The sequence below is a fragment of the Streptomyces sp. NPDC030798 genome, assembly GCF_055572275.1.
This window is the reverse complement of sequence record NZ_JBVIDR010000006.1, coordinates 233946-258199: the sequence shown is the minus strand read 5'-3', so window position 1 is coordinate 258199 and position 24254 is coordinate 233946. Positions and strand designations below refer to the sequence as shown.

Here is a 24254-nt window from a genome sequence, read left to right as displayed (position 1 = left end):
GGGCAGACTCGCGACGAAGCTGAGCACGCCGTACACGACGGCGACGGCCACCCCGCTGCTCGCGCCGAGCCCGGCGGCGCCGAACGCCCAGGCGGTGACGCCCTCGCGGGGGCCGAAACCGCCGATGTTCAGCGGCAGTCCCATGGCGACCAGGGCGAGCACCGCGAGCGGCAGCAGCACCGGCACGGAGGCGGCGGAGCCGGCGACCCGCGCCGCCACGACGAACATCGCGACGTGCCCGGCCAGGACGACGGCCGAGGACAGCGCCACGCCGGGCCCGTTCTCCCGGGACGCCAGCCCCGCGCGGGCCTCGGTCAGCGTGGCGCGCAGGGCTCCCGTGCGCCGGGAGGGGCCCCGGTTCATCCGGACGGCGAGGACGACCGCGACCGCGCCCGCCGCGGTGAGCGCGACGAGCGGGGCGAAGCCGCGGACGTCGGCGCGGACCGGTGACGGCAGCGTCAGCAGAACGGCCGCACCGCACACGGCCAGCGCGATCTGCCCGGCGACCCGCTCGAGCACCACCGCCTTCACACCGCGCCGGACGTCGCCCGCGCTCTGTCCGTGCCGGACGGCCCGGTGCACATCGCCCAGCACCCCGCCGGGCAGGGCCGCGTTGAGGAACAGCGCCCGGTAGTAGTCCGCCACGGCGGCTCCCAGCGGCAGCCGTATCCGCAGCCCCCGGGCCACCAACTGCCAGCGCCAGGCGCTGAAGACGGTGGTGACCACACCGACACCGAGGGCACCCAGCAGGGTCATCGCGTCGATACGCCGAAGCCCGTCGAGGAGCACACCGGTGCCCAGCCGCCACAGGAGGACGGCGAGGATGACGGCACCGGCCAGGGTGCCGAGGTGCGTGCGCAGGGCCCGAGGGGTGAGGCGGGAGGGGGCGGGGGCTGCGGGCTCGAAGGTTTCTGCAGGTGGCTCCTCGGTCGTGGCCGTCCCTGCCTCGACGGGGGGCTCCAGCAATGCCGTTGTGGTGGCCGTGGCGGCATCCCCGGCGGTCCGCGCGCCGCCCTCCGCCGCCTGCCCGTTCATGACGCGCCGCCCGTCGGCCGGGGCAGTGCCAGCAGGTCGCTGTGGTGCACCACGACCCCCAACTCACCGGCCTCGCACGCCGCGAGGCGCTCGCGCAGATAGCGCTCGGCGTGCTCGTGCAGCTCGGGCCGCTGCTCGACCGCCGCGCCCACCCAGCCCCGCAGCCACTGGGCGGTCAGCGCCGCGGACCCGGGGCCGAGCCGCCACGGGCTCGGATGCACCCGTACCGTCGCGCCGCGCTCGGCGAACGCCTCGCAGGCCACGGTGACCGCCTCCGGGCCGAGCAGGCCGGTACGCCGCTGGTGGGCGTTGAACGCCTCGGTGATCTCGTCGTCCAGCGGGTCGGGCCGGCTCAGTTCGACGCGCCCGGCGACGGAGAGCGTGAGCAGCGCCGGGCAGCCGGCGCCGGCGCAGGCGTCGGCGAGGGTGTCGATCTCGTCGTGGGTGAGGACGTCCAGCAGCGCCGAGGCGGTCACCAGGGAGGCACCGGTCAGCGCGTCCGGGGTGAGCCGGGCGACGTCGCCGCGCCGGGTCTCGACCGTGACGCGGCTGCCGTCGGCGGCGGCGCGCGGGGAGGCCACGGCGGCGAAGTGCAGCAGGTACGGGTCCCGGTCGTGCAGCACCCAGTGCTGGGCGCCGTCCAGGCGGGGCGCGAGCCAGCGGCCCATCGAGCCGGTGCCGCAGCCCAGGTCGTGCACCACCAACCCGTCCGCGCCGCCACCCGCCCGGCCCGGCAGATTGGCCAGCCGGATGCGCAGCGGGTCCAACAGGTCCTGCGCCCGGGCGTCGGCGTCGGCCGGCTCCCGCAACTGCAGCCACTCGGGCGCGTACCGCGGTCCCTCCTCCGCACCGCCGTCCCGCAACCGCACGGTGGCCCGCTCACCGGGCCGGGCCACGGGGCCGGCACCGGCGATGACCTCGGTCTCGCTGGGCCCCGGCTGGGCCGGGATGCCGTCGGTCAAGGTCGGGGTGTCCTTCATGCCGCCCTCCTCGGTGCCTCGGGGAGCCGGCCGAGGACCCCGGCCAGGCTGCGGGCGGTTCTCGCCCAGCCGTCGAGCGCGGCGCGGCGACTGCGCGCCGCGGCCTTCAGACGGCGTCGTACGTCCGGTTCGCCGAACCACCCGCGCAGCTCGGCGGCGAGTGCGGCCGGGTCCTCCGGCGGCACGAGGATGCCGGGAACACCGCCGTCGGGCGCCCGCCCGACCGCCTCGGGGACACCGCCCACGTCGGTCGCCAGCACCGGGATGCCGCGGGCCAGTGCCTCCGTGATCGCCATGCCGTACGTCTCGGCGTACGAGGCGAGCACCATCAGGTCGGCCGCCGCGTACCGGGCGTCGAGGGCGGCGCCGGCCTGCGGCCCCGTGAGAAGCAGCCGGTCCTCCAGACCGTGGTGCCGGATGAGGTCGCGCAGATGGGCGACGTACTCCGGGTCGCCGGTCAGCCCGCCGACGCACTCGCAGGTCCACGGCAGGTCGGTCACCGTGGCCAGCGCCTCGACCAGCCGGTGCTGACCCTTGCGCGGGGTGACGGCGGCGACGCACAGCAGGCGGGAGACGCCGTCGGTGCCGGCGGCCAGCGGCGCGATGTCGGCGCCGGGAGCGGCGACGTGCACCCGCTGCGGGACGAGCCCGTGGTGGGAGACGAGACGCCGGACCGCCCAGTCGCTGGTGGCGATGACGGCGGGCACCGCCCGCAGTACGGCCCGTTCGCGGGCGTCGAGGTCGGCGGCCACGGCCGGCTCCAGACCGGTCTCGTCGCCGAGGGGCAGGTGCACCAGTACCGCGAGCCGCAGCCGCTCCGCCTCGGGGACGACGATCTCCGGTACGCCGCACGCGACCAGCCCGTCCAGCAGTACCACCGTGTCGTCGGGCAGTTCCCGCAGCGTACGGGCGAGCGCCTCGCGGCCGTCGGCGCCGGGTCGCGGCCAGCTGCCGGGCACCGCGTGCCGCACGGCCTGCCAGCCGAAACCGGGCAGGTCCAGGCAGACCCGGCGGTCGTAGGCGTTGCCGCCGCTCGGCGCGGCCGGGTCGTCGACGCCGCCCGGCATGACGAAGTGCACGGTGCGCAGGGACATGGGGGCGATCCCGAGGTTCACGGTGTCGGTGGAGGCGGAGGAACGGGGCTGCGGGGGCACGTAGTCGAGCCGCGGCGCCCGGTGTACGGTCACGTCGGTCACAGCGCACGCTCGTAACTCGCCCAGGCGATGTGCGACTCGTGCAGCGTGACCGTGAGGCCCGCGATGCCCTTGGCCCCTTCCCCGAGGGCACCCTTGTGGATGCGTTCGGCGAGCCGGTCGGCGATGACCTTGGCCAGGAACTCGGTGGAGGTGTTGATCCCGGCGAACTCCGGCTCGTTGTCGAGGTTGCGGTAGTTCAGCTCGCCGACGACGGCGCCCAGTTCCTGGGTGGCGAGGCCGATGTCGACCACGATGTTGTCCTCGTCCAGCTGTTCGCGGCGGAACGTCGCGTCCACGAGGAACGTGGCGCCGTGCAGTCGCTGCGCGGGCCCGAACACCTCGCCGCGGAAGCTGTGGGCGATCATGATGTGATCGCGGACGGTGATGCTGAACAACGGACGACCCTCCAGGTGCGGCGCGTCTGATGCCCCAGCGGTTCCCTGCCGGGGGATTGCCGTGTAGTACGGCTCTTCGCTTCCCCGTGTTCAGCGTCCTCTCACTCTTTTCTCAGGTCAGGCGGTCTGTTCTCGGTCAGGTCGCGGCCGGGTAGCTGATGCGGTGGCACAGGGCCGGGATCTCGCCGGAGGCCAGCCGGGGCATCAGCTCGGGCAGCTCCTCGAAGCTGCTCTCCCCGGTGACGAGGGCGTCCAGGGCCGGGTCGGCGAGCAGATCGAGGGCGAGGGCCATCCGCTCGGCGTAGCCGCGGCCGGCCCGGGCGGCCGGGGAGACGGTGCCGACCTGGCTGCTGCGCACGGTGAGCCGGCGGGAGTGGAAGGCCTCGCCGAGCGGCAGGGCGACGCGCCGGTCGCCGTACCAGCTCAGCTCGATCACCGTGCCCTCCGGGGCGAGCAGTTCCAGCGAGCGGGCGAGGCCGGCCTCGGTGGCGCTGGCGTGCACGACGAGGTCGCAGTCGCCGAGGGCGTCGCCGGGCGCGGCGAAGTCCACGCCGAGCGCTTCAGCGGTCCCGGCCCGGCCCGGATCGGCGTCGACGAGCTGCAGCCGTACGCCCGGGAAGCGGGCGAGCAGCGCGGTCACGGAGCAGCCGACCATGCCGCCGCCGACCACCGCGATCCGGTCGCCGATCAGGGGCCGCGCGTCCCACAGGGCGTTCACCGCGGTCTCCACGGTCCCGGCGAGCACGGCCCGCCCGGCGGGCACCCGCTCGGGTACGACGGTCACGGCGCTCACCGGAACGACGTAACGGCTCTGGTGCGGATACAGGCAGAAGACCGTGCGGCCGATCAGCTCCCCCGGGCCCTCCTCCACGACCCCGACGCTGAGGTAGCCGTACTTCACCGGCCCAGGGAAGTCGCCTTGCTGGAACGGCGCCCGCATCGCGGCGTGTTGGGACGCGGGCACCCCGCCCCGGAAGACGAGGGTCTCCGTCCCCCGGCTGACCCCGGAGTACAGCGCGCGGACCAGCACCTCGCCCTCGGCCGGCGCCGTGAGGGTGACGTCGCGAAGCTCGCCGCGCCCCGGAGAGCGGAGCCAGAACGCGCGGGCCGAGTGGTTCATCGGCATCCTCCTGAACGATCGGGAAGTGGTGCACGTACGGAGTGCTGCACAGGGAGATGTGCACTGGCCGCGCACAGTACGCGGCATTGATCGACTCTGTCACTCGGCCGGAGGATGTGCGGTGGCCCTGAACAACACGTACGACGCGAGGCCCCAGCAGGAGACCGCTGTGGGAGCGGGCGTCCAGATCCTGCTGCTCGCGCTGCTCGGCACGGCCATCGGCATGGGCCCGGCCGGCTGGCTGACCGGACTCGTCTTCGCGCTCGCCACCTGGGTGGTCCTCTCCCGCGCCCTGCACCGCTCCCGGCTCAGCTCCTTCGGCCCCGCCAACCGGGTCACCCTCGGCCGGGCCACCCTGGTCGGCGGCGTGACCGCCCTGGTCGCGGACTCCTTCGAGAGCGCGCCGCCGGTCACGCTGCTGGTCGGCCTGACCGCCGTGGCCCTGCTCCTGGACGGCGTGGACGGCAAGGTGGCCCGCCGCACCGGCACCTCCACGGCACTCGGCGCCCGCTTCGACATGGAGGTCGACGCGTTCCTCATCCTGGTGCTGAGCGTGTACGTCTCCACGCAGCTCGGCCCCTGGGTCCTGCTGATCGGCGGCATGCGCTACGTCTTCGTCGCGGCGGCCCGCGTCGCCCCCTGGCTGAACGCCCCGCTCCCGGCGTCCTTCGCCCGCAAGACGGTGGCGGCCCTCCAGGGCATCTGCCTCCTCGTGGCAGGCGCGCAACTGCTGCCGCACGCGGCCAACTTCGCGGTGGTCCTGGTGTCGCTGGGCTCCCTGGTGTGGTCCTTCGGCCGGGACGTGCTGTGGCTGCGGCGGAACTCCGGCACGAGGGTGGAGGTGGTCACGGTCTCGGAGCCGAGGGCACTGGACCTGGAGCTGGCGACGCGCTGAGGGTCGTGAAGGAGGGGCCCGGACCGATGGATTCGGTCCGGGCCCCTCTTCCGTGTGTCTGTACCGCTGTGTCTGTACTGCTGTCGTGACCGCTGTGTCTGTACCGCTGTCGTGACCGCTTCCTGCTACGACCGCGGAGCGCGCCCCCGCAGGATCGCGAACGCGGCGGCGGCGAGGCCGAGCACGCCGACCACGAGCCCGGCGATGCCGAGTCCGCGGGCGGTCGAGTCACTGCTGCCGGCGGCCTTGGAGGTACTGGCCGAGTCGCTCTTGGAGGCCGTCGCGGCGGTGGGCGCGGAGGTTTCGTCCCCGGCGGTGAGCTTGAGCACGGGCGCCGGGTTCTCCGGCTCCTCCCCGCCGGTCGGCGCCTCGATCCAGCGGGTGACCTTGCCGTCGGAGTAGGTCTGCAGCGCCTTGAACGTCAGCTGGTCGGTGTTGTCCGGGAGTTGCCCGAAGGCGACGTCGAAGTCCTCGTACTGCCCGGCGCCGATCTTCCCGCCGGTCCAGGTGATCGCGGAGACGGCTTCGGTGATGGTGCCGTCGTCGGTCTTGACCGGCGTCTTGAGCTTGGTGGTGGTCACCTTGGGGGTCCAGCCGTCCTGCGGGTGCACCAGGACGCCGAGGACGGGATGGTCGGTGGGCAGGAAGACCTGCACCTCGGTGGTGGAGGCGCTGTCCTCCTCGTTGGGCACCCGGAAGGTGAGCACACCGTCGGTGGCTCCCTTGGCGTAGCTCTCCGGATGGACGGTGACGTGCGCGGAGGCGACCCCGGCCGCCGCGAGGACTCCGCCGGCGGTCAGCGCGGTGACGGCCACGGCGCGGCGCAGGGCGATACGGGTGGCGGACATGTTCTTGGACATGGGTGAGTGGATCTCCGTACGGGGCGGGTGACGAACGACGTAGGTCGACTGATCAGCCTGAGTACGAGATCGACACCGGGGGCCCGCGCCGGCTCACCGCATGCCGCAGCAGCAGAGTCCGGCAGGCGGATTCGGGCCCGTCCGGCACACGTACGGCACGCCCACCCGGGACGGCCGGCGGAGTCCCCCGCCACCAGGCGACGAGCCCCGGTACGAACGCGACCGCCCGCCGCAGCAGCGACCACACAGCGGCCTCTCCCCGCCGCAGCCACCAGGAGGCGAAGAGAGCGGCGAGGAGATGAGCGGCGGTGGCGGCATGGGCGGTGGAGTGGGCGTGCATGGCGACCATGGCATGGCCCGGCATGTCATGGGCCGGCATGGAGGCCATGGCCTGCATGCCGGATGCCCGCCCGGCGCCGGCGATCCGGTGCGCCGCATCGAAGGCGAAGTGCAGCGCACCCTGGGTGACCAGCATGGCCGCCCCGATGCCCGGCAACGACCGCTCCCGCCCGCCGAGCGCCCACCCGACCACGAACACGGTCAGAAAGGCCCCGGCGTCGGCCCACAGGGGCGGCATGTCCCCCATCGCCAGCCCGTGCCCGGCGACAGCCAGCAGCACACACACCGCGGCGAACACCGCAGCGCGCACACTCCTCACCGCCGCCGACGCGCTCATGGTGAGCGATCCTCCCACGGTGGGGGGATACGAAGGGCGGCGACGCGGTGTTCAGTCGGAGACACAACCGCTCGGGTCACTGGTGGGAAGACGGGAATGAGCCGGTCCGGAGCGTGGCCGTCGCCTGCGGCGACCGGAACGATTGAGACGCCGCGTCCCTGGAGATCTCAGCCGATCCGGTCCTGGTCGGACGGATGCCTCCCGCTGTCTCTTCCGATCCGGTCCGTCCGCAGCGTTTCGTGGACCCGCCGGGGCTTCGTCGGCTCAGGGCAGTTCGTGATCACCAGGGGACGACGCCTTCGTCCTCGAAGAACGAACCGCTCGGGCCTCCGTCGGGCAGCGTGGCGAGCCGGACCGCAGTGGCCGCGCCCTGTTGAGGGGTGCGGGATCCGTGGAAGCCGGTGAAGTCGGTCGCGACCAGGCCCGGACAGGCCGCGTTGATCAGGATGTTCGTACCGGTGAACTGCCGGGCGTACTGCACGGTGAGAGCGTTGAGAAACGACTTCGACGGCGCGTAGGCCGCCATGATCGGGCCGATCTCGGTGTCCGGGTCCGCCTGCCGGGCCAGGGAGCCGACGCTGCTGGAGACGTTGACGATGCGTGGCGAGGCCGAGCGCCGCAGCAGCGGCAGCATCGCGTTGGTGACCCGGACGACACCCATGACGTTGGTGTCCACGACCGTGCGGAGCACCTCCAGGTCGAGCGTGGTCGGGTCCTGCTCCCACCCCGGGCCCATCTCGCCCGAGATGCCGGCATTGTTGACCAGGGCGTCCAGGCGCCCGGCCAGCCGTTCGACCAGTGCCGCGGCATCGGTGACGCTCCGGTCGTCGGTCACGTCCAGCGGTACCCCGAACGCGTCGACGCCGAGGAGGCGCAGTTTTCCGACGGCGGTTTCACGTCGGGTCTCGTCGCGGGCACCGACCCCCACGCGGTACCCGAGGCGGCCCAGCCCGGCCGCGATCTCGTACCCGATGCCCTTGTTCGCGCCGGTCACCAGCGCGATCATCGTTTCGCTCATGCCGGTGATGGTGGCCCTCGGACGAGTGGCGGGGCCAACACCGATACGGTGCCCTGTCATACTCACCGGGTATCACCACGTATGCTGCGGCGGTGGACGCCCTGGAAACCCGCGAGTTGAGGTACTTCGTGGCCGTCGCCGAGGAGCTGCACTTCGGGCGCGCCGCCGAGCGCCTCGGCATGGCGCAGCCGCCGCTGTCGCGGGCGATCCAACAACTCGAACGGCGCCTCGGGGTCTGCCTGCTGCAGCGCAACCGCCGTGGTGTCCGCCTGACCGGTGCCGGAGAGGTGCTCCTGCACGAGGGCCGGGCGGCCCTCGCCGCGACCGCCGCCGCCGCTCGCCGCACCCGGCGCGCCGGCGGTGCCGACAGCCCCGGCGGCCCCCGCGACCGGCTGGTCCTCGCGGTGAAGGCCGCCGCGTCCCACGAACTGCTGCGGAAGCTTCTCGACGCCTACGCGGCCGAGCCCGACGGCGCCGAGATCGAGGTGCTGCCGTGCGGCATCTGCGAGCAGGAAGAACTGCTGCGCGACGGACGCGCCGATGTCGCGCTCATGCACACGCCGTGGAACTCCCTCGCCGGCTTCGACAGCGAGGCACTGACGACCGAGGGGCAGGTCGCCGTCCTGCCGGCCGGGCACCCCCTCGCCGCCCGCGAGACCTTGTCACTGGCCGATGTCAGGGAGGTCCCCGATCTGCCGCTCGCCCGCTGGCCCACCCACGGCACCTACGCACCCGGCCCTGGCCCCGAGATCCACAACCAGACGCAACTGGCCCAGCTGATCGCCCTCGGACGCACCGTGGCGGTCGTCCCCGACTCCGCCCGCTCCTGGCTGTGGGCCGAGCACACGGCCGTCCCCTTGACCGACGCACCGCCCGTCGTCACCCACATCGCCTGGCCCGCGCACAGCCGCTCCCTCACCCTGGCCGCCCTGGTCCGCACGGCCACACGGCTGTGACGGCCGCGTCGGACGGGGCTTCCCCGTACTCGGTGACCAGCTGAGCCACCCTCGATCACGCGACGGCCGGGATGGACGCGATCAGTGGTCTTGATCACTCATTTCTTGCGAACGCGGTACAACCATGCGAATGCCTTGCGTGTCATACGAGACAAAAGCAATCACCGCCAATGCCAATAAGGGGGAAATATGGCATCAAAGCGTTCCATTCTGGCTACCCTCGCGTTAGCGGCCCTGCCGCTCGGGACCATGACCGCTCTGGCAACGCCGGCCTCGGCCGCAGCCAACACCACGCCGCAGAAGGTCTGCGGAAGCGGCTACAAGACGGTGAACTCGGCAGCCGTCGGCTCGCTGGGCACCGTCTATCTGACGTACAACTCGTCGAACGGCAAGAACTGCGTCACGACCATCCGCACCAACCCCGGCACCGTCCTGGACATGTCCGCATGGATCTACGTCTCCGACACCGACCAAGGGGACGACGACTACGGGCAGTACACGTCGTACGCGGGGCCGACCTACGTCTACGGCAAGGGCCACTGCGTCGACTGGGGCGGCAACATCAGCAACGTGTACGTCCAGGTGACCAACTCCAACTGCGGCGCCCTGAAGGAGAGCCGGGTCACCTTCACCCGCTGACCCACCGCTCCCGCCCGGCCTCCACGTTCCGGTACCGGGACAGCACCCTGACACGCAGGTCGTGCGGGGGCGCGTAGCGGTCGGGCTCGCCCTGGCAGAACTCCGCGGGTTCTGCCGGGGCGGCCCTGAAACGGCACAAGCCACCAGAGCGGATGAAATACGAGGCGCATGTGGCCCGGCCTACGTGTTGGCGGCAGGGCAGGACCCTGTCAGTTGGCCGCCATCACCCCGGCGGCACGCTGGTCGGTTGGCGGAACTGTGGGAACCGCTCGGCCTTCGGGTCCAACACATCGATCAGGCTGATGAGTTTCCGCTGGAGTTCGGCGAGCCGGGGCACGGCCTGCGCTGTGTCCCCAGCGAGCCGGTCCATGTCCTCGAGGAGCGGGGTGAACCACCGGCGGAAGACGTCGTCGCCGTCGAGCTTTGCGCAGAATTCGGCATAGCCCAGGCACCTGCGCCGACCCGGTTCTCCCTCCGGGTGCACCATCAGCTCTCCGAGGGCCCGCTGCTCGGCGCGCCAAACACGCAGTACATCGTCGGCCGACGTGGTGCGATTCAGAACTGTGCTGATGGACGAGATGACCGTTACGGCGCTTCGGTTGGTCCGTGACCGGCCAAGGTCGAGGAACTGGATGTCCCGTCGCAGGATCTCCACCCAGCCCAAGTACTCGGCGAGCACGAACACCGTGCTGCGCCGCACGTACTCGCGCTGCTCCGGCGTGCCCTGCATGTGAAAGAAACTCATGAACCCGAGGAAGGACCCAGGCGAGAGGTCGGTCTGATGGCCGTGCAGGATGTTGTACAACCTGGACTGCAGGTCGTACGCGGCCCAGGCCAGAGAGCCTCCGTAGGAGTCCATGAGACTCCGCTGCTCCATCACGCGCAGGCGCCGCTGCGTCCAGTAACCGAGCACTACCGTCGTGGCTGCGCCGGCCAGCGCTACCAGCGCGGACACCAGTGTCAACGCATCCACCGCACCCACCCCCTTGAACTCTTGCAGCCGATCGCAGACTTGGACACCCTGAACAGTGGGGCCAGTTGACGCAGGGTCTGGTACGTCCGCCAGTACGCGGCGATCAGGAACACGCGGTCCTTCAGCGGCAGGCTCCAGGGTCGGCCCCTACGCACCAAGTCCACACCTTCACGCCGTAGACCGCTGATCAGTCTGCCGACCTGGCGCGGGCTCAGCGCGGTGAACCGGGCTGTCCAGGAGAACGCCGACGCCGCTGTCAACCAGATACGACGAGATCATCTCACCCATGACCGGCAGACTCCCTCCTGTGCCAGGGCACGGTGTCCGACCCTCGACCTACCATGCCCAAATGCAGCCGCACTTCACCGGCGCCCCCCTGATCACCGACGATGTCCCGGCCCTCGCCGCCTTCTGCGCCGCCGTCCGGGACGCAGATGTCGAAGAAAGCGACCCCTTCACCCGGGTGACCGTCCCCGGTGCCGTCCTGTCGTTCTTCTCCACCCAGGGCATGGAGTCGATGGTGCCCGGATCGATGGCCGGCGCTGCGAGTGGAGGCTTCACCCTGGAGTTCCACGTCACCGACGTGGACGCACGCCACGAACGCCTGCCGGCTCAGGGTGTCGAGATCCTCAAACCGCCGACAACCCAGCCGTGGGGACGCCGCTCAGTGTGGCTGCGCGACCCAGACGGCAACATCGCCAACCTCTACCGGGAGGCGTGACGACTTTGGGCGAGAAGCGCAGGCCGCCGAACTGACCCGTCGGCTGCACTCCTGCGCGTCCCGCCCTGCCCACCGCCCGGCCCGGGCCAGCGAGGACTTGCCGCTGACCGGATTGAACCCGCTGCACGTACCCAGAAACGGGCCTGCACTAAAACTACTTCCGCCACTACGACCCCGAAACCGCCCGATACCTCACGCCGGACCCGCTCGGACTAGAGCGTCTCCGGTGGGTCGCTCATTACCGTCGCGCACGCCGTCACGGGCGACGTTCGCTAGCCACTCTGCGTGTGTTGCTTCCTGCGAGAGTGCGCCGGAGAACGACGACAGGATCCTGCGGCAGCGGCTAAGGAGCCATATCAGCGAAGCGGGATGGAAACCTGTTTCACAGTGCCTGAGCAGTGGAAGGGATGGGTAATTCTTCGCCCTTTGGAGGAGTTCATGCCGGAAGATTTCGAGTACATCCCCGAGTTTGAGGACGACATCTCCGACGACACCCCCGACGAGACCGGGGTTGACCCCAAGGACATCGAATTGATCATGCAACAGGTTGGTTGTTCAAGGGCGAGGGCGGTCAGGGCTTTGAAAGAGTGCAGCGGCGACCTCATCAACGCGATCATGTGGGCCAGTGAATAGTCGGCGAGTCGTGACCGTGATCGGTCAGCATCGTCCTCCGGGAGAGGACAACGGGCCGTTTTAATGGACAGGGTGGCCCGCTGCTGCGGGGTGGTGGGCAGGGCAGTGACGCCCAGCGCGGCGTCTCTTGCAGCAAGGGCCCTACGGCTCCTTCCGTCAGGAATGATCCACAGGTACTGAGCATTGCTCGCACCACCGCCGAAGCACTCCCGACCGGGCCTGTCGCTCACGGGGTAATAGCACGCGCGCAGGCTCGACGGCCGAGGTGCGGCGATCATGCTGGTCGTGACCAGTTGCTGATCCGCCGGCCGACGGGTGCCCACGACACTCTGCGCGTGCGCCCGTGGTCCGGTGATCTCGATACGGAAGCCGGGATGCGCGGGCCATGCGCGGATCCAGCCGGCTCGGCAACTGGGACTTTCACGGATCTCCAGCCGGGTGCCGTCGGCGGCCGTGTGGCTCGCCAACGTCTTCGGGTCCTCGCACGCCGTGGTACGCGGGTTACGGCCTGCGCAGGTTCCGAGCCGGCAGACGGGCGGGCGGGCGGCCGGTGCTGGGCCCGATCCGCGGGAGGCATGGAAGACAGCCGCGGGCACCAGCATCATGGCGCACAGAAGCAAGGTCACCGCCGCCGTGGCCCTGGGGTGTCTGCCGATCAGGCCGGACGCGGCCAGGAGCAGGTGCCGTACCCGCCCTGGGGGAGGTCGGCGGCCGGAGTCGCAGGAGGGGGAGGGATGTCCGCGTCGACCCCAGGCCGCGTCCGCCGCCTCCCAGTGCCGGACCAGCCGGGCGTCGTCCTCGTCCGCGGCCTGGCACAGCGCCCGCACGGCGTGCAGCGGGGGGAACTGCTTGCCGTTCAGATACCGCTCCCACGACGACTTGCTGATGGCGGTGGCCGCTGCCAGGTCGGCCAGATTGAAGCGGGTTCGCTCTTTCAGTTCGCGCAACTCGGCCACGAGGCGCACCCATGCGTCCGGCAGCGGCTGTGGCGGCCGCTGCCGGTTCGCCGCGCTCCGCATGCTGCCGCTCCCCCGCTGTCGCACGCTCACCGCTCCTCAGTCCACATGGCGTAACAGCGCCCAGGTCTGCTCGCCGACGATGCCGTCGGCCGGAACGTGATCCTGACGCTGAAGTCGCCTGACTTCCGACTCCGTGTGCTGACCGAAGTAGCCGTCGACGTCCCCGGGTGACAGCTTGTGGCGCAGGAGCAGACACTGCACTTCGGCTGCTGCCGGGCCCGTGTTGTTGCGCATGACGACCTGCGACGTGGTGTCGCTGTTCCCGGCGAACAGCATGTCGCCGTGGCGCGCGTACCTGCACGTGTACTTTCCCACCCCGTTCGCCCCCTGCGACGCGTTCGAGACGCCCGTGTGCCCGGAGTCCAGCACCAGCAGAACGGAGATCACCGCCGACAGGAGCAGCGCGGCTCCCACCACGGCCAGTGCTCCCACCCGGATTGCCGGCCCCCCGTCCCCCCGTTCTGCACCGGCGTCGGCCGGCTCTCCGAGGGGCACGTCGTCATCGGTGCTCCTGGCCGCCGCATGACGTAGGGCCAGCAACGGAGCGGGATCCTCGCCGGCCAGTTTCGCCAGGGCTTCGACGGCGGCAGGGGGCGGCAGCACTGTCCCGTTCAGATACCGGTCCCACGACGAGCTGCTGAACGGCGTCTTCGCCTGCAGCGACTTCAGGCTCAATTCGCTGTGGTCCTTCAACCGCCGCAGTTGGGCCACAAGCCTGCGCTCATCCTCGCCGAGTGAGCGCGGCAGCTCCTTCCATCTCATGATGCTCCCACCCCAGCACCAGCTCCCCACTCATATGGAACATGTCGCCGCGAACGGCCGTCCAGATCCGATCCGGTCACGGGCAGAGGGCACCGAGCGCCTCACCGGTGTCCCGGGACGTATCCCTTCGTACGGTGTTTCCGCAGGTCACCGCCCGGGACGTCCCGGGATGTCCCGGGCTGCCCGGTGGGTCTGCGAAGTGTCCGGCACATCCGGCAGGCTCCTGCACACAACCGCTCTCCAGCGGCGCGCTGACACGAGGGTGTGGGCGCCGACGACTCCTGTCGCCCTGCGGTTGCCGGCCGGAGTCGCCGAGACCAAGAAAACGAGGGAAGGAAACCGAATGGCTGAGCTGATCGGCTCCCTGCGCAGGCGCGCGGCCCTGGCCGTCGCCGGCGCCGTGTGCGTCGGCGGCCTGGGGGTGGGGCTGGCCCCTTCCGCGCAGGCCACCAACATCGACACGTGGTCGAGCTTCTCCCAGTCCTGCGGGACGTACCTGTGTCTCTTCTACAGCCCGGGTCTCACCGGGGGCAGCTGGAGGCCCAGCGGCACGAGCTACTCGAATCTCAGCGGTTACACGTTCAGCAACGGCCAGGCCGTGCGCAACAACGCTGCCTCGATGGGCAACAACACCACCAACTGCAACGTGACGACCTGGATCTCTCCCGGCTTCACCGGCCCCTACGGCAACTACCACGACAACAACTGGCTCCATCCGGGCCACGCGGGGAACCTCAACGGCGATCTGCGCAACAACGAGGCGTCGATCAGGGTCGACCACTGCGCCTGACCTGAGACGAGACCGGGACGGGGCGGCCGCGCACCCTGCGGCGCCCCGTCACCGCGGCGACGGGAAAGGAAGCGGTGTGACCCCACGGCGGACCAAGGCGGCGAAGCTGCTGCTTGCGCTGACCGCAGCGGCGGCGGCAGTGGGCGGCTGCTCGGAGACGAGACAGCCCGCCTCCGTACCTCCGACCGGCACTGCGGCCGCGCCGGCGAACCGCATGCCGTTCGACGCCTACCAACTCAGCCCCGAACAGCAGGCGCAGCAGTCGGTCCTCCATACCGTGATCAGGAACAACTGCCTGCGGAAGCCCACTCCCCGCTCCGGCGGTGTCAAGCAGCAGATCGAGGATTCGTTGGCGATCGACCACGAGTACGCCTCCCGGCGTTACGGCATCAGTGATCCGGCCCTCGCCCGCACCTACGGCTACGAACTCAGCCCCCGGACACGGGGAGCGTCGCCCCCACAGTCGCTGTCGACGCTCTCCGCCTCCGAGCGGCGCAAACTGGCGGCCTGTACCACTCGCGCCGACCGGATCGTCTACGGCAGTGCGCAACAGGCCGACGCCCCGGCTGCGTCGATGGCACGCCGAACGAGGGACGCCTTCGAGGCGACCCAGCGGGACCCTAGGGTCAAGGCCGTCTTCGCACGTTGGTCGGCGTGCATGAAGGCACACGGCTACCACTACGCCGACCCCTTCAAGGCGGCCGGCGACACGCGCTGGTCCCGAAACCACGCCACTCCGGACGCCCTGGAGATCAACGTGGCGAAGACCGACGTCGCCTGCAAGAAGCGAACCCACCTGATCGAGACCGAGTCCGCGGTCGAGTCGGCCTACCAGCAACGAGCCATCGAGGGTTCGGAATCCGCCTTTGCGGAGGTCAGGCGAGCGTTGAGGAAGGACGCCGCGCGCATCCGCGCCCTAATGCGTCAGTACGCGAACTGACCGCCGGGGAGCGTCCCCGCCTGATGCGGGCAGTGACACCCCGAGGTGACCACGCGGCCTGACGGGTGAGCCACTGGACCTGGACATCGACTGCATCCTCAAGGATGATCTCGGATTTCGCGACGATGTCTCGGTCCACATCGCCCAGAACCAGGACGCGTGGCGACAGCAAGGGCTCGACGCCTTCGAGAAGGCCGGTGGTGACAAGACGGTCGTCGTGCCGGTGGAAAGCAAGGCGGTCGGTCGCACTTTCCGGAGCGACGAGAGGTTCTGCGCGGTCTGCTCCCACCAGCAGAACGTGTCGGGGATGGTCACCGTCACCCCCGGGGCGGACGGCAAGCCCAAGGTTTCGCTCGATACCAGGCCAACGTGTGGGACCGGTACAACTGGGACGCCGGCAAGTCGACCACCTTCCCCGGAGGTGTGGTGATCCCGGACTCCGAGATGGGGCGGTTACACAAGACCGGACTTGCTCGGGAGTTCGACACGCGAGGCAGTAGCTCCACGTACACGCACGACCTGAACAGCGATGCCAAACCGACAGTGAGCCCGCCGGACCAAGGACGAGAAGGAACCCGCGGCGATCTCTCGCGCGGTGACGAGGAGAACCGGTGACGACCAAACGAGGTGCCCTCCTCATCGCGGCAGTGGCAGCCACTTTCTTGCTTTCCGCCTGCTCCGGCCCGGACACGGACGATCGCCGTGTGACCGACGGGCGCACCTCGCGGTGGGACGAGAACGCCGGCGCACCCGAGGCGTCGGCGTTCATGCACGTGACGGCGCCCAAGGGTGCGACCGAGGTCAAGGGAGCCGTGCAGATCAACCACCAGGAGGACATCTACCTCCTCTCGTTCGTCACCAGCGAGAAGAACGCCGAAGGCATCGCGGCAGACCTTCGTCCCGAGGAACCGCTGAAGGTGAAGAAGGTCGACTTCGCCCCGGACGGCGAGCTGTTCCGGCACCTCGGGCTGGCCGAGCCGCAAACGCTGAAGGGAACCCGCTCTGCCGGTGTCTGCCCCCCGTGCGTGAAGGACGATCGCCGCAAGACGGTGCAGTGGATCGACATCTACGTCCAGGCGCTCAAGAATGATCGGGCCAGGGTCTATCTGAAGGCGTTCTGACCTCAGTCGGCAGCCGAGCGCGGCACCGGGCCCGAGGCGGACGTTGACGGCCGCACCGGCCTGAGCCGGCCCGGGCATCCGGCGACCAGGGCGCCTGGGCTACTGAGCCGTTTTCAACCTGCCGCCGATGCCGACGCTCCCTACTGATCTACGGACGTTGGCGGACGAAGCCCTTGCTCGGATTGCCGCCGACGATGAGGTCCTCGCATGGTACTGACTGGGCTGGATGCGCTGATGCGCGCCGCTGGCTCGCCATGATCAATGGCCTTCGACCGGTGCTCAGCACGTCCCCGGCGTCGATGAACGTACTCATGTTTGACTTGTGACGCAGTCGGAACTTGCGCCGTTCTACAGTGGCCAGGTGCCTGAAAACCCGTGGTTCGAGATCGATGGCCTTGTTGACGAGTTGGAGATCGACGAGGCTGAGCTCGCCTTCGCGGCACGGCTCCGAGCCCTCGCGGGGTGCTGGGACGTGCCCTTCGCGTCCAGCTGGGTGGGGAGGCCGGAAGACGACTCATCGCTCTTGGCGGTTGTCACGTTGGGGACGTCACAGCTCTCGCTGGCTGACTTCGGAGTCCACATCACCGGTTCGACGATGCGCGGCGACCGGCTGCACAATCAGTTGTACTTTCTACCGGAGCGGCCGACTTCGTTTTCGATGGAGGTCAACGGCTCCCCTGAGGAGCTGGCCGAGCGGGCCGCCGAGTGGTTCGAGACGATCCTTCGCAAGCCTGTTGTGCGGTACGAGTGGGAGCACAACGGCCAGATCTACGCTGAGCTCTACCTGTTTGCGGATACCAGGGAGGGCATGGCTCAGGGGTACGACAGCACGCTTTCTCCACCTGGGCAGGAACAAGAACTCATAGCTGCTGGCCAAGTGGTCGGCCTGAACTGGATCCAGACTTCAGGTCTTGGTCGGCCCGATCGAATCGTCCCCGTCAGAGGGACAGTAGACGACGGGGCTAGCTCCAAACGTCGACGTATGAGCTTGCGAGGTCTGCTGGGAAGGCTCTGATCAAGAGGTTTGCCGAGGCCGGGGCAGCTCTTCCTGAGGTTGCGAACCGATGACGGGGTGGGCCGGTGCGCGTGCGGAAGGCATCCAGTGAGCCGTTTCAAACCTCAGCGTAACGCTGCCAGGTGAAGGGCGAGGATGGCCTTGACCAGGCCGGTGATGCGGTTGGTCGAGCACCGGAGCTTGCGCAGGAGCCGCCAGGATTTGAGGGTGGCGACGGCCTGCTCGACCAGAGCCCGGATTCTGGCGTGGGAGCGGTTGACAGCTTGCTCGCCGACGGAGAGCGTCTCCCAACGGCCGCGGTAGGGAACGCGGACTGTGCCGCGGGCGCCTTGGTAGGCCTTGTCGGCCCAGCAGGTGATGCCTGCGTCTGCGAGGGTGCTGACGATGCCGTGCTCACGGGCCGCACGGACGTCGTGGACGGCGCCGGGCAGGGCCGGCGAGACCCACAGCAGACGGCCGAATGGATCGGCGATGACCTGCACGTTCATCCCGTGCTTCTTATGCTTCCCGGAGTAGTACGGCCCGTCGGCGGCAATACGGTCGATCGGCAGCAGGGTCCCGTCCAAGAGCACGAACGCCTTGGATGCCGCAGTGCCGGCGGCCGCCTGGAGGTCCGGGGCTAGCGCGGCTAGGAGGCCTCCACTACAACTACTTCCGCTACTACGACCCTGACACCGCCCGGTACGCCACCCCGGATCCATTGGGACTCGCGCCTGCGCCAAACCCCGTCATGTATGTCCACAACCCGTGCAGCTGGGCCGACCCGATGGGGCTCGCGCCTGAGGAATGCGGCGAGTTGGGGATTTCACCGGCGGCGCAGCGGGCTATCGAAAAGTTCGAGAACATAAAGAAAGATCCTCTTGGGACGTAAACTCGCAGCCCAATCACAATCACTATAATGCCGCCAGACGGGAAGCGAACGGAGAGGTGGTCGCACGCAAGGCCGATGGAACCCCGTTTGACCATATCGCTGAGCTGAAGCAGGCGCGGGACGGCTTGGACAGGGTGAGAAGGGTTCTCCAGAGGGAGATCGAAAGTCCACCCGAAACGCTCACGGAGCGAGGTCTGGATGTTCTAACCTCGAAGCGTAAGGAGGTAATCGGGGAACTCGACCGACTCAATGGTTTCCTGCATTCGGTCGGACATCGTACATGAGCTAGTCAGAATGGACGGCTTGGTGCTCTCGGATTTTGTCGACAAGGATAAGTCAATTGAGGAACTAGAGGGGCATCGTTGGCCGGATGCACCCCAGAACAGTACGACACTGGTCCGCGGCGTCCACGAGTTGAGGCGGCGAGCCATCAAGGATCTGTCCGTAGAGGACCTGCGTCGACTGATCAGTCAGGATGTCGGCCTTCGTTGGCTTCTGCCCGTGGCCCTGGATTTTTTGCGTGAAACGGTGCCGCAGGAGGCAGAAACTGGCTGGTATGACGATGACTTGCTGTCGGCAGTGTTGACGCGAAAGGAATCGTATTGGCGGGAGGTGCCGGAACTTGCCCGCCATTTGGCGGAGACACTGAGTCTGCTCACCGATATCTCCTCGTATGTCCAGCGGGAGGTGGACGACTATCGCTCCGCTTTGTCGGACCTGCTGTGATACGGATGCACCGGCAGAGGAACCAGAGAGATGGCTGGACTTATGGGGCCAGCATCGTCAGTTCAGTGTCCCGGGCACCCCCGCCTGCGTTCTCGACCCTGCCTGCGGCAGCAGGGCGCTGCTGGCGGCTGCCGCCCACCGGGGTGCACGCGAGCTGTACGGCCGGGCTGATGCTGACCACGCCGGGGGGCACGGTCACCGTGCGCCGCCGACAGTCTCCATGCGGTCGCCTTCCCGAACCTGCTCGTGGACGCGGTGCTGTGCAATCTGCCTTTCGGTGTCAGGGACTGGGGTCATGACACGAGCTTGCCCACGATCCCCGCTGGGCCTACGGGGTACCGCCGCGCGCCGAGTCGTAGCTGACCCGGGTGCAGCACGCTCTGGCGCGCATGACCCCGGGTGGCTACGCGACGCTGGTCCTCCCGTCGGCCACAGCCGGGCACGCATCCGGGCGTCGCGTGCGGGCGGAGCTCGTCCGCATCGGGACCCTGCGCGCGGTGGTGGCTCTGCCGGTGGGGCGCCTCGGCCCGGGAGTGGTGCACCGCAACGGCTTCGGACCTCGCGCGGGGTGGTGCGCTGGCGCTTCCGCGCACGGTGCCGGCGAGCGCGCGTGGGCGTGCGAGGGGCAGGGACGGGGGCTCGGCGGACAAGCCGGTCCTCACCGGTTCCGACATCGCGGGCGGGTCGGGGCCGACCGGTGACCCGGCGGAGCTGCACAGCGCCACCGCGCCCGTGATTGCCTCCGGGGACGTGCTCCGGCGAGCGGTCGCGGCAGGGGACGGCCCGATGGTGCGGGGCGCGAGCGAGGAGGAGGCCGGTACGCTGCTGGGCCCGCAGGTCCACCTGTTCCGGCCCGACCCGGGACGCCTGGACGCCTGGTTCCTGGCCGGGTTCCTGGGCGCGGAGGGCAACATCGCGGGCGCGTCGACGGGCAGCACCGTTCTCACTGTCACCCCCGGCCGGCTGCGCGTGCTGCTGCCGCTGGAGGAACAGCGGCGATACGGACAGGCCTTCCGGCGCGTGCATGAACTCCGGGATGGAGGCGCGGCGAGCCACGCGGCTCGCTGAGGAGAAGGCCAGGCTGCTGTCGGGAGGACTGACCGGCGGACAGTTACTGCCGTCCCGGGAGCCAACGAACGAAGAGGCACGTCCGTGAGGCAGCGGCCCACCACCCCGAGGACAGACCCTCACAGGTTCTTCACTCCGAAGGGTTGATATCTCCGTCCGCCAATCCTTGTACCCGACACCGGTCGCATCCACTACCGTGTCTTCACGCGCGCATCGTGGCTGATCGGGTACTCGCGGAGCGACTGAATTCGAGGACACACGTGCAGATCTCGCCCCTGAACCCCGAGGACTGCAACTCGCTGGGCGACTTCGAGCTCCTCGGCCGTATCAAGCGGATCATCGACGAGGCGCAGGCGGTCCGTGAATGGCGCTCGCTCCTGGACGAGCTCGGCGAGGACGGGTGGGACGCGGAGTTCCTGAACGACGAGTGGACGCAGGTGATCCTCGGTCAGGCCGTGACCTCCCGCACGGACTACTTCCGTGCCCGTCGTGCCGGACGCGGACGCACGGTCAGCCGTGCCGAACGCGCGGAGATCTGGCAGCTCACCGAGCGGTTCGCCCAGCGTCTGGATCGGCTCGGAGTGCAGACGTGGGACCAGGTCGCGGAGCGCGCGGCGCAGCTCGAGACAGAACGCGCCCGGCGTATCCAGGCCATCGACCGCCGTCGGGACGAAGCGGGCGGCCTCGACACGTCCACGTGGCCGATGGTTCGGGTGGCTGGCTGCGCTACCGGTACCGGCACATCGTGGTCGACGAGGCCCAGGACCTGCGGCCCGCGCACTGGAAGATGCTGCGCGCGATGACCGCGCCGGACCGCAACGACCTCTTCCTGGTCGGTGACACCCATCAGCGCATCTACAAGAACCAGGTGACGCTCGGCAGCCTCGGCATCAACATCCGTGGCAGGTCGTCGAAGCTGTCGCTGAGCTACCGCACCACCCGGCAGATCCTGCGCTCCGCGCTGAACGTGCTCGGCGACGAAAGCTACGACGACCTCGACGGCAGCACGGAGACACTGGCCGGGTACCGGTCGGTGCTCAGCGGCGCCGTACCTGACCTGCACCGGCTGAGCGGCTGGCAGGACGAGCGCGAGGCGATCGCCGCGCTGATCGAGTCCTGGGGTCAGGTGCCGCACGAGCAGATCGCCATCGCCGTGCCGACCAACCAGATGGCGAGCGAAGCCGCGTACACGCTGGCTCAGCACGGCATCCGGGCCCTGGAGATCGGCCCGGACGGGCCCCGCGGTGACAGCGGCGTCCACATCGGCACGATGTTCCGGTTCAAGGGTCTGGAATACCAGCGCATGATCATCGCCGGTGTGACAGACGGGCTGGTGCCGCGCGCGAGCGTCCAGCAGCGGCGCACCACGGACCCGGCGCGCTACCGGGCGGAGATGCAGCGGGCCCGGTCCCTGCTCTTCGTGGCGGCCACGCGCGCCCGCGACAGCCTGAACATTTTCTGGCACGGAGAGCCGAGCCCGTTCCTCGAGGAACTGATCAGGGTCCGGCCGCCGGTCGCGGTGTGACCGGCCCCAGTGTGCCGTGCCTGATTTCGGCTAACGCGTCATGATCGGCCCTCGGGGTACCAGGAACGGCCGCCGGGGATCCTCCGGCGGCATCCTCCTGGTCCCGAGCGCCGGATCCTGTGCCGGCAGGTGCGCGGCGAGGGCCGCATAGACCTCCGCTGCCCACTCAACCAGCCTCTCGCCCGCACGACGAAACTGCTAACGGATGCTCTGCAGCAGATCCCCAGTGGCACTGACGGTCCAGAACGACCATCCGTTGCGATTGGGATTCACATGCGGATTGAGGGCTCTCACCACGGCGACAGCCGCCCCGCTCGGAGTCTCGTACTCGCCGCGGCCCGGGCCCGAGGAAATCGTCACCGTGCGGGATGAGGGGTTGTAGTACGCGTTGACGCGACGGCCTTCGTAGACCGCGTGGATCTCGACACCATGCTCCGTGCGAAGCTCCTGAACCGCCGCGCCGACGAGCGTGGGTGCCGTCGGGTCCTCTGCGATCACCTCCTCGTCGGCAGGCAACTCATCGGCATCCTGGTGGGTGGCCTGTCCGTCGTAGGTGGGAAGCCCCAGTAGCCGGTTGAGGACGTTGGCCAGCTGGCTCCTCCGTGCAGCCAGGAAGTCGGGGAACCTGTCCAGGGACCGCAGTTCCGGATCACCGGGGATCCACTGCTCGGTCAGACGCTCCGGCGCGATACTCGCCATGTACTCGGCGGGAAGCCGGGAGGAGATCATCTTGTTCGTCTGGCCGGTGACGAAGGCCAGGTTGGCCAGGCTGTTCCACTCCTCCTTCGCGTATGTCCCCTGTACCCGGGCGCGTGGGAACACGTGGTGGAACTCGATCTTGGCACCGCTGCTCATCGGCTGGTCACTGATCGCGATGTTCGTCGCCCAGTCCCGCGCCGTCCCCCGCAGCGCCGCGATGTAGAGCAGCTTGAAGAAGGGATGTGTGGAGTACTTCTGCTCCAGATCCCTGGGGTGAAGGGCGCTGTCCCGGGACCGGGTACCGGAGGCGCGACGGATCAGTTCGGCGAACAGTTCCTCTCCCGCCCGCGACTTGATCAGCCTGGCCTCCGCGTCGAGCTTGCCCTCGACCTGCAGCGAGTAGTGGCTGAACGCCATGGCCGTGTACACCCAGCGCCGTAGAAGCTGGGCCTCCCCCGGTCGCAGCTTGCCGTCCCGGTGATGCAACAGAAGGGCCGGCACGATGGCGACGTTCGGCGACGAAAGGACCTCGGACCGAGGGATCGAGCACTCGCCCTTCAGGAAATCGATGGCGAAGCGAAGAGCCCTTTCGGTGGCCTGCCAGGCCTCCTTCAGTGCGGCTTCGTCGATGTGCGCCCCGATGAGCTTGATGTGGTGGGCCCCTGTACCGGCGAGCAGGCTCATCAGTCGCAGGACGGCCTCTCTGTTCAGAGGGAAGTTGCTGTCCTCGAGCTCCTGGTGGAAGGCATCCATGGTCTCCAGACCATCGGCCCATCGGGCCGCGATGGCGCTGTATACGAGATCGCCCTTGGACAGCCGCCTGCCGCCCTTGTTCAGCCGTGCGAAGAGCTCGGCCACCTCTTCATAGTCGTCGGACTCATAGGTGATGACGGCGATCTGGTGATGCCGGATGTTGTTCACCTTCTGCAACCGCTGAGTCCACGTGTCGAAGTTCGGGTCGTCGAACGGCACTCCTGCCTTGTGCAGGACTTGGTAGAACTGCACGTTCTCCTGCAGCAGAGTCGACACCGGGATCAGCAGCTCGTCCTTCCGCTGTACGGCGCTCGGATTGACGAACTCCTCGGTGCGCACGTCGAACCGAAGGTCGATGAGCCGGCCATCGGCCTTCGACTCCGGTCGGTAGACCCAGGCGAGGGAGGTCAGCCGCTGCTGCCCGTCCAGCAGATAAACGGGCTGGTGTTCGGACTTGGCGGTCTGGACGACGGCTGCCGTCTTGAAGGGAACGGCCAGATTGGTCTTCCACAGCAGCAGCGCGCCGACCGGATAGCCCCTGTAGAGCGAGTCGAACAGATCTCGTACGTCGGGCCTCATCCAGACGAAGTCACGCTGGATGGACGGGATCACCACTCTGCCGAGCAGCAGGTCCTCCACCTGGGAGATGATCTTCTCGTTCGCCAGCCCCACGCCGCCCCCAACTTCGAATGCTCTGCTACACACACGATATCCACGGCCTGATCCACACATGACGGCTCAGCCATGAATCGGCGGGCGCGGCGCTCCGGCACCCACACCTCGATGGGCCGCCTCAAACCGCCCCGCCGAGCATCTCCCTCCCCCGATATGCGCTGCCGTGGCCGCGCCATACGAACTTTGTGCGGTA

The 24254-nt window shown here is 69.2% G+C and carries 22 protein-coding genes and 7 pseudogenes; 15 read left to right on the top strand and 14 right to left on the bottom strand.

Annotated elements, in window-relative coordinates:
- Positions 1-9: 9 nt before the first annotated feature.
- The 5 genes and pseudogenes from ACZ404_RS16415 to ACZ404_RS16395 all read right to left on the bottom strand — a co-directional run.
- A pseudogene (locus tag ACZ404_RS16415) lies at positions 10-1035 on the bottom strand (lysylphosphatidylglycerol synthase transmembrane domain-containing protein); the annotation flags it as partial.
- Positions 1032-2015: a methyltransferase domain-containing protein gene (locus ACZ404_RS16410; RefSeq protein ID WP_468440260.1), complete on the bottom strand. Its 984-nt coding sequence runs from the start codon at positions 2013-2015 to the stop codon at positions 1032-1034. The gene ACZ404_RS16410 and the pseudogene ACZ404_RS16415, both read right to left, overlap by 4 nt.
- Entirely contained in the window at positions 2012-3211 is a 1200-nt protein-coding gene (locus tag ACZ404_RS16405) for a glycosyltransferase family 4 protein (protein WP_468440258.1), read from the bottom strand. The genes ACZ404_RS16410 and ACZ404_RS16405 overlap by 4 nt, the downstream gene beginning before the upstream one ends.
- Positions 3208-3606, bottom strand: a complete 399-nt coding sequence (locus tag ACZ404_RS16400; RefSeq protein WP_468440256.1) for a 6-pyruvoyl trahydropterin synthase family protein — start codon at positions 3604-3606, stop codon at positions 3208-3210. The genes ACZ404_RS16405 and ACZ404_RS16400 overlap by 4 nt, the downstream gene beginning before the upstream one ends.
- A gap of 136 nt (positions 3607-3742) precedes the next feature.
- Positions 3743-4726, bottom strand: a complete 984-nt coding sequence (locus tag ACZ404_RS16395; protein ID WP_468440254.1) for a zinc-dependent alcohol dehydrogenase — start codon at positions 4724-4726, stop codon at positions 3743-3745.
- A 121-nt stretch (positions 4727-4847) separates the two neighbouring features.
- On the opposite strand from ACZ404_RS16395, the gene ACZ404_RS16390 reads away from it, so the two are divergent.
- Positions 4848-5621 (top strand): CDP-alcohol phosphatidyltransferase family protein, encoded by a 774-nt coding sequence (locus ACZ404_RS16390; RefSeq protein ID WP_468440252.1) that lies wholly within the window; start codon positions 4848-4850, stop codon positions 5619-5621.
- A gap of 125 nt (positions 5622-5746) precedes the next feature.
- On the opposite strand, the gene ACZ404_RS16385 is transcribed toward ACZ404_RS16390, so the two are convergent.
- The 3 genes from ACZ404_RS16385 to ACZ404_RS16375 form a co-directional block, all read right to left on the bottom strand.
- Positions 5747-6469, bottom strand: coding sequence for a YcnI family copper-binding membrane protein (locus ACZ404_RS16385; RefSeq protein ID WP_468440593.1), 723 nt, complete (start codon positions 6467-6469; stop codon positions 5747-5749).
- 64 nt (positions 6470-6533) lie between these two features.
- Positions 6534-7157 (bottom strand): hypothetical protein, encoded by a 624-nt coding sequence (locus ACZ404_RS16380; RefSeq protein WP_468440250.1) that lies wholly within the window; start codon positions 7155-7157, stop codon positions 6534-6536.
- Positions 7158-7437: 280 nt separating this feature from the next.
- Positions 7438-8175 carry an SDR family oxidoreductase gene (locus ACZ404_RS16375; protein ID WP_468440248.1) on the bottom strand — a complete coding sequence of 246 codons (738 nt, stop codon included), beginning with the start codon at positions 8173-8175 and terminating at the stop codon, positions 7438-7440.
- Between the two features lie 92 nt (positions 8176-8267).
- Between ACZ404_RS16375 and ACZ404_RS16370 the strand changes: the two genes are divergently transcribed.
- Together ACZ404_RS16370 and ACZ404_RS16365 are read left to right on the top strand one after the other, a co-directional pair.
- Positions 8268-9131, top strand: a complete 864-nt coding sequence (locus ACZ404_RS16370; protein ID WP_468440246.1) for a LysR family transcriptional regulator — start codon at positions 8268-8270, stop codon at positions 9129-9131.
- A gap of 189 nt (positions 9132-9320) precedes the next feature.
- Positions 9321-9770 carry a spore-associated protein gene (locus ACZ404_RS16365; RefSeq protein WP_468440244.1) on the top strand — a complete coding sequence of 150 codons (450 nt, stop codon included), beginning with the start codon at positions 9321-9323 and terminating at the stop codon, positions 9768-9770.
- A 223-nt stretch (positions 9771-9993) separates the two neighbouring features.
- On the opposite strand, the gene ACZ404_RS16360 is transcribed toward ACZ404_RS16365, so the two are convergent.
- Complete coding sequence (locus ACZ404_RS16360; RefSeq protein WP_468440242.1) at positions 9994-10743, bottom strand: hypothetical protein; 750 nt, start codon at positions 10741-10743, stop codon at positions 9994-9996.
- A gap of 32 nt (positions 10744-10775) precedes the next feature.
- Positions 10776-11009: pseudogene (locus ACZ404_RS16355) on the bottom strand (transposase family protein); the annotation flags it as partial.
- An 83-nt stretch (positions 11010-11092) separates the two neighbouring features.
- Here ACZ404_RS16355 and ACZ404_RS16350 point away from each other — a divergent pair.
- The 3 genes and pseudogenes from ACZ404_RS16350 (at position 11093) to ACZ404_RS16340 (ending at position 12097) form a co-directional block, all read left to right on the top strand.
- Positions 11093-11464: a VOC family protein gene (locus ACZ404_RS16350; RefSeq protein WP_468440240.1), complete on the top strand. Its 372-nt coding sequence runs from the start codon at positions 11093-11095 to the stop codon at positions 11462-11464.
- A gap of 131 nt (positions 11465-11595) precedes the next feature.
- Positions 11596-11679: pseudogene (locus tag ACZ404_RS16345) on the top strand (RHS repeat-associated core domain-containing protein); the annotation flags it as partial.
- Between the two features lie 154 nt (positions 11680-11833).
- On the top strand, positions 11834-12097 hold the full coding sequence (locus ACZ404_RS16340) for a ubiquitin-like domain-containing protein (protein WP_468440591.1): 264 nt from the start codon (positions 11834-11836) through the stop codon (positions 12095-12097).
- Positions 12098-12348: 251 nt separating this feature from the next.
- Here the strand turns inward: ACZ404_RS16340 and ACZ404_RS16335 are convergent.
- Positions 12349-13116: pseudogene (locus ACZ404_RS16335) on the bottom strand (helix-turn-helix domain-containing protein); the annotation flags it as partial.
- A gap of 36 nt (positions 13117-13152) precedes the next feature.
- Entirely contained in the window at positions 13153-13878 is a 726-nt protein-coding gene (locus tag ACZ404_RS16330; RefSeq protein WP_468440238.1) for a peptidoglycan-binding domain-containing protein, read from the bottom strand.
- A 343-nt stretch (positions 13879-14221) separates the two neighbouring features.
- Between ACZ404_RS16330 and ACZ404_RS16325 the strand changes: the two genes are divergently transcribed.
- The 4 genes from ACZ404_RS16325 (at position 14222) to ACZ404_RS16310 (ending at position 17744) form a co-directional block, all read left to right on the top strand.
- On the top strand, positions 14222-14668 hold the full coding sequence (locus tag ACZ404_RS16325; protein WP_468440236.1) for a peptidase inhibitor family I36 protein: 447 nt from the start codon (positions 14222-14224) through the stop codon (positions 14666-14668).
- 76 nt (positions 14669-14744) lie between these two features.
- Positions 14745-15608 (top strand): hypothetical protein, encoded by an 864-nt coding sequence (locus ACZ404_RS16320; protein WP_468440234.1) that lies wholly within the window; start codon positions 14745-14747, stop codon positions 15606-15608.
- Between the two features lie 704 nt (positions 15609-16312).
- Positions 16313-16729: a hypothetical protein gene (locus ACZ404_RS16315; protein ID WP_468440232.1), complete on the top strand. Its 417-nt coding sequence runs from the start codon at positions 16313-16315 to the stop codon at positions 16727-16729.
- Positions 16730-17090: 361 nt separating this feature from the next.
- On the top strand, positions 17091-17744 hold the full coding sequence (locus ACZ404_RS16310; RefSeq protein WP_468440230.1) for a hypothetical protein: 654 nt from the start codon (positions 17091-17093) through the stop codon (positions 17742-17744).
- A 104-nt stretch (positions 17745-17848) separates the two neighbouring features.
- Here the strand turns inward: ACZ404_RS16310 and ACZ404_RS16305 are convergent.
- Positions 17849-18379 (bottom strand): annotated as a pseudogene (locus ACZ404_RS16305) (transposase family protein); the annotation flags it as partial.
- On the opposite strand from ACZ404_RS16305, the pseudogene ACZ404_RS16300 reads away from it, so the two are divergent.
- The 5 genes and pseudogenes from ACZ404_RS16300 to ACZ404_RS16280 form a co-directional block, all read left to right on the top strand.
- Positions 18379-18531, top strand: a pseudogene (locus ACZ404_RS16300) (RHS repeat-associated core domain-containing protein); the annotation flags it as partial. The pseudogenes ACZ404_RS16305 and ACZ404_RS16300 sit on opposite strands and share 1 nt — an antisense overlap.
- Positions 18531-18899: a polymorphic toxin type 28 domain-containing protein gene (locus ACZ404_RS16295; protein WP_468440228.1), complete on the top strand. Its 369-nt coding sequence runs from the start codon at positions 18531-18533 to the stop codon at positions 18897-18899. The pseudogene ACZ404_RS16300 and the gene ACZ404_RS16295, both read left to right, overlap by 1 nt.
- Positions 18900-18909: 10 nt before the next feature.
- Positions 18910-19341, top strand: a complete 432-nt coding sequence (locus ACZ404_RS16290) for a contact-dependent growth inhibition system immunity protein (RefSeq protein WP_468440224.1) — start codon at positions 18910-18912, stop codon at positions 19339-19341.
- Between the two features lie 786 nt (positions 19342-20127).
- On the top strand, positions 20128-20409 hold the full coding sequence (locus tag ACZ404_RS16285; RefSeq protein ID WP_468440222.1) for a restriction endonuclease subunit S domain-containing protein: 282 nt from the start codon (positions 20128-20130) through the stop codon (positions 20407-20409).
- A 320-nt stretch (positions 20410-20729) separates the two neighbouring features.
- A pseudogene (locus ACZ404_RS16280) lies at positions 20730-21934 on the top strand (3'-5' exonuclease); the annotation flags it as partial.
- A 198-nt stretch (positions 21935-22132) separates the two neighbouring features.
- Here ACZ404_RS16280 and ACZ404_RS16275 read toward each other — a convergent pair.
- Positions 22133-24058 (bottom strand): GmrSD restriction endonuclease domain-containing protein, encoded by a 1926-nt coding sequence (locus ACZ404_RS16275; protein WP_468440220.1) that lies wholly within the window; start codon positions 24056-24058, stop codon positions 22133-22135.
- Positions 24059-24254: the final 196 nt, after the last annotated feature.

What these genes read in the sequence shown, in the direction of transcription:
- ACZ404_RS16285 (WP_468440222.1), top strand. Translation starts at nt 20,128, where the DNA reads ATGGTGCGGGGCGCGAGCGAGGAGGAGGCCGGTACGCTGCTGGGCCCG.
- ACZ404_RS16290 (WP_468440224.1), top strand. Translation starts at nt 18,910, where the DNA reads ATGGACGGCTTGGTGCTCTCGGATTTTGTCGACAAGGATAAGTCAATT.
- ACZ404_RS16395 (WP_468440254.1), bottom strand. Translation starts at nt 4,726, where the DNA reads ATGAACCACTCGGCCCGCGCGTTCTGGCTCCGCTCTCCGGGGCGCGGC.
- ACZ404_RS16365 (WP_468440244.1), top strand. Translation starts at nt 9,321, where the DNA reads ATGGCATCAAAGCGTTCCATTCTGGCTACCCTCGCGTTAGCGGCCCTG.
- ACZ404_RS16325 (WP_468440236.1), top strand. Translation starts at nt 14,222, where the DNA reads ATGGCTGAGCTGATCGGCTCCCTGCGCAGGCGCGCGGCCCTGGCCGTC.
- ACZ404_RS16380 (WP_468440250.1), bottom strand. Translation starts at nt 7,157, where the DNA reads ATGAGCGCGTCGGCGGCGGTGAGGAGTGTGCGCGCTGCGGTGTTCGCC.
- ACZ404_RS16330 (WP_468440238.1), bottom strand. Translation starts at nt 13,878, where the DNA reads ATGAGATGGAAGGAGCTGCCGCGCTCACTCGGCGAGGATGAGCGCAGG.
- ACZ404_RS16350 (WP_468440240.1), top strand. Translation starts at nt 11,093, where the DNA reads ATGCAGCCGCACTTCACCGGCGCCCCCCTGATCACCGACGATGTCCCG.
- ACZ404_RS16385 (WP_468440593.1), bottom strand. Translation starts at nt 6,469, where the DNA reads ATGTCCGCCACCCGTATCGCCCTGCGCCGCGCCGTGGCCGTCACCGCG.
- ACZ404_RS16295 (WP_468440228.1), top strand. Translation starts at nt 18,531, where the DNA reads ATGCGGCGAGTTGGGGATTTCACCGGCGGCGCAGCGGGCTATCGAAAA.
- ACZ404_RS16410 (WP_468440260.1), bottom strand. Translation starts at nt 2,015, where the DNA reads ATGAAGGACACCCCGACCTTGACCGACGGCATCCCGGCCCAGCCGGGG.
- ACZ404_RS16375 (WP_468440248.1), bottom strand. Translation starts at nt 8,175, where the DNA reads ATGAGCGAAACGATGATCGCGCTGGTGACCGGCGCGAACAAGGGCATC.
- ACZ404_RS16340 (WP_468440591.1), top strand. Translation starts at nt 11,834, where the DNA reads ATGGAAACCTGTTTCACAGTGCCTGAGCAGTGGAAGGGATGGGTAATT.